Here is a 3,182-nt window from a genome sequence, read left to right on the forward strand (position 1 = left end):
ACGAGATGCTTTACGTTGATCATAAAGGTTAGCATCACCCTCAACAAATTCACCGGTTTTAAGGTCAACTAAGCGAGCGTCTACATATTGCTCATACTTGCTTAGAATATCTTTCTTGGTGATTTTGCCTTCTTTAGGGTTGATAAGGCTCGCTGCTTCAAGAATATACTTTTGCTTATCCAACAACTTATTTTCTTGCTGAATAGGTTTTAACACCACGGCAGCTGTTGAAACAAGCACGGAGCAAATAAGACATAAGCCGACAACAACAAATAGCGTTCTACCGAACGAATCTTTATTACTAGCCACGAGCAATCCTCCGCTTAATATTTGCCTGTACTACAAAGTGGTCAAATAATGGAGCAAATAAGTTAGCAAACAAGATAGCTAACATCATACCTTCTGGGAATGCAGGGTTAACCACACGGATAAACACCACCATTGCACCAATGAGGAAACCGTATGCCCATTTAGCACTATTTGTGAACGACGCAGAAACAGGATCTGTCGCCATAAACATCATACCAAATGCAAAACCACCTAACACTAAGTGCCAATGCCACGGCATTGCAAACATCGGGTTGCTGTCGCTACCAATAAGATTAAGTAGAGTAGAAATTGCCACCATACCTAACATTACACCACCCACAATACGCCACGAGGCAATACGGGTGTAGATAATGACTAAACCACCGAGCAAAATAGCAAAGGTCGATACTTCACCAACAGAACCCGGAATAAAGCCCATGAAAGCATCAATCCAGTTAGCGTTTGAAGTGTAATCAAAAGTACCTTGCGCAGCTTGACTCAATGCTGTTGCACCAGAGAAGCCGTCCGCAACAACCCATGAGGTATCACCAGACATGCTTAATGGGTAAGCAAAGAACAAGAAAGCACGGCCAGCTAATGCAGGGTTTAAGAAGTTACGCCCTGTGCCACCGAAGATTTCTTTTGCTACAACCACACCAAAGGTAATACCTAAAGCGACCATCCATAAAGGAATTGTTGGCGGTAGAGTTAATGCAAATAGCACTGAAGTAACGAAGAAACCTTCGTTAATTTCATGGCCACGCACTGACGCAAAGAGCACTTCCCAAAAACCACCGACAATGAATGTCACTGCATAGATAGGTAGGAAGAAGCACGCACCATAGAACATCAAGGACGTAATGCCAGAGTCTGCGGTGAGTTGAGCGCCAAATAATTCAAATAAGCCTACTTGCCAAATATCAGGTGTACCGAAGCCGGCCACCATCGCTATTTGAGCTTGTAAACCTACGTTGTACATCCCGACAAACATTGCCGGAAATGTACATGCCCAAACCGTAATCATCATACGTTTTAGGTCAAGGTTATCGCGAACGTGGGTTGCCCCTTTGTTCACTTTACCTGGAGTGTAAAATACTGTCGCAGCCGCTTCGTAAAGGGCATACCACTTTTCGTACTTACCGCCTTTTTCAAATTGCGGCTCAATACGTTCGATAAAATCTTTCAAGCTCATTAGCCTTCCCTCTCGATCGTATCTAAACAGTCACGCAAATATGAACCGTAGTCATACTTACCTGGACATACGAACGTACACAATGCCAAATCTTCTTCATCTAACTCTAGTGCGCCTAAACGAACTGCGCCATCAAAGTCGCCAGAGAGTAAATCACGAAGTAGCATAGTAGGTAGAATGTCTAAAGGCATCACGCGTTCATAGTTACCAATAGGTACCATTGCACGGTCGGAACCGCCGGTGCTAGTGGTCATATTAAATAAGCGTGACGGGCTTAAGTGACCTAAGAACGAACGAGTGATAGAGAACTTATCTACGCCAGGCATAGCCCAACCAAACAATTCTTTCTCGTCACCTTCTTCTAGTACACTCACCTGCTGATGATAACGCCCCAAATAAGCTTGAGGGCCTACCGCAGTACGGCCGCTTAACACTGAACCTGAGATCACACGAACACCATCACCGACCGTTTCATCAGCAGTCAGTTCAGCCATGCTAGCACCTAAAACGGTACGAACAAGGCGAGGTTTTTTCGCTTTAGGACCGCCAATCGCAACCACACGCTCAGTGTTTAATACACCTTGGGTGAACAGTTGACCAAAAGCAATCACATCCTGATAGCCAATATGCCAAACAGTACGTGTTGCCGAAGCTGGAAGAACGTGATGAATATGCGTACCCGCAAGACCTGCTGGGTGTTTACCCGCAAACTCTTGAACTTGGGCATTAGCTGCAGGGATATCGGCACCTTGAGCTTTACATAGGTAAACTTTACCTTCAGTCAATCGTGCTAGGACTTTAAGGCCATTAGCAAAATCTTCTTTATGTTGAGCGATGACTACCACAGGATCGGCAGCAAGAGGTTGAGTATCAATTGCAGTAACGAAAATACCCGCAGCAGTAGCATCTACAGCTGGCACTTTACTGAATGGGCGTGTACGCAAAGCAGTCCACAAACCTGAATCAATCAGATTATCACGAACAACTTGTGCGTCTAACGTGTCTAACTTATCAGCATCGTATTGAGCAAAAGCAACGCTATCGTCACCTTCCACAGCAATAACAACTGACTGAAGTACACGTCTTGCACCTCGGTTGATTTCTAAAATAGTACCACTGGCTAAAGCCGTATATTTAACGCCTAAATTCTTTTTATCTTCAAAAAGAACTTGGCCTTTTTGTACTTTGTCGCCCACTTTGATTTTCATCGTTGGACGTAAGCCAATATACTCTTCACCCAAAGTCGCTACGTGTCTAATGGCTGGGCCATTATGGATAACTTGCTCTGGTCCGCCTGCTATAGGCAGTTCCAATCCTTTCTTAATTGTAATCATATCCACAAGCACTACGTTTGAAGGAAAGACAATGCGCCACGTTCCGCTACAAAAACAAAGTGTTAACAAACACTTGCCATTTGAGCTAGCGCAGATTTAACTCGAAAATGCGATCATAATCACGCTGGTCGCGCGCATTTTACCGCAAATATGAGACTATCGCCACGAAAATTATAGGTGTTTTCAAACCAATACCTAACACAATCGGTGGCCTTTAGATCAGACTAATTAAATTAGAACCTAAGAGTGAATGTTATCTACTCCATTCTGATTTAAAAAACTATAGCATTAATTTTTAAAGAAATAATTTTAGTTGTTTGTTTATAAGAACAGTTACGCCTCAAATA

General features: G+C 43.4%; 2 protein-coding genes and 1 pseudogene. All 3 read right to left on the bottom strand.

Annotated elements, in window-relative coordinates:
- Positions 1–309: pseudogene (locus tag CXF78_RS18120) on the bottom strand (Na(+)-translocating NADH-quinone reductase subunit C); the annotation flags it as partial.
- Entirely contained in the window at positions 302–1,501 is a 1,200-nt protein-coding gene (locus CXF78_RS18125) for an NADH:ubiquinone reductase (Na(+)-transporting) subunit B (protein WP_011636424.1), read from the bottom strand. The gene CXF78_RS18125 and the pseudogene CXF78_RS18120, both read right to left, overlap by 8 nt.
- Positions 1,501–2,835 (bottom strand): Na(+)-translocating NADH-quinone reductase subunit A, encoded by a 1,335-nt coding sequence (locus CXF78_RS18130; RefSeq protein WP_011636423.1) that lies wholly within the window; start codon positions 2,833–2,835, stop codon positions 1,501–1,503. Before CXF78_RS18130 ends, CXF78_RS18125 begins: the two co-directional genes overlap by 1 nt.
- Positions 2,836–3,182: the final 347 nt, after the last annotated feature.

The organism is Shewanella sp. 11B5 (assembly GCF_002836795.1).
GTDB classification, from domain to species: Bacteria; Pseudomonadota; Gammaproteobacteria; order Enterobacterales; family Shewanellaceae; genus Shewanella; species Shewanella frigidimarina.

Excerpts from the sequence above, each read along its gene's own strand:
- CXF78_RS18125 (WP_011636424.1), bottom strand. The coding sequence starts at position 1,501 with ATGAGCTTGAAAGATTTTATCGAACGTATTGAGCCGCAATTTGAAAAA.
- CXF78_RS18130 (WP_011636423.1), bottom strand. The coding sequence starts at position 2,835 with ATGATTACAATTAAGAAAGGATTGGAACTGCCTATAGCAGGCGGACCA.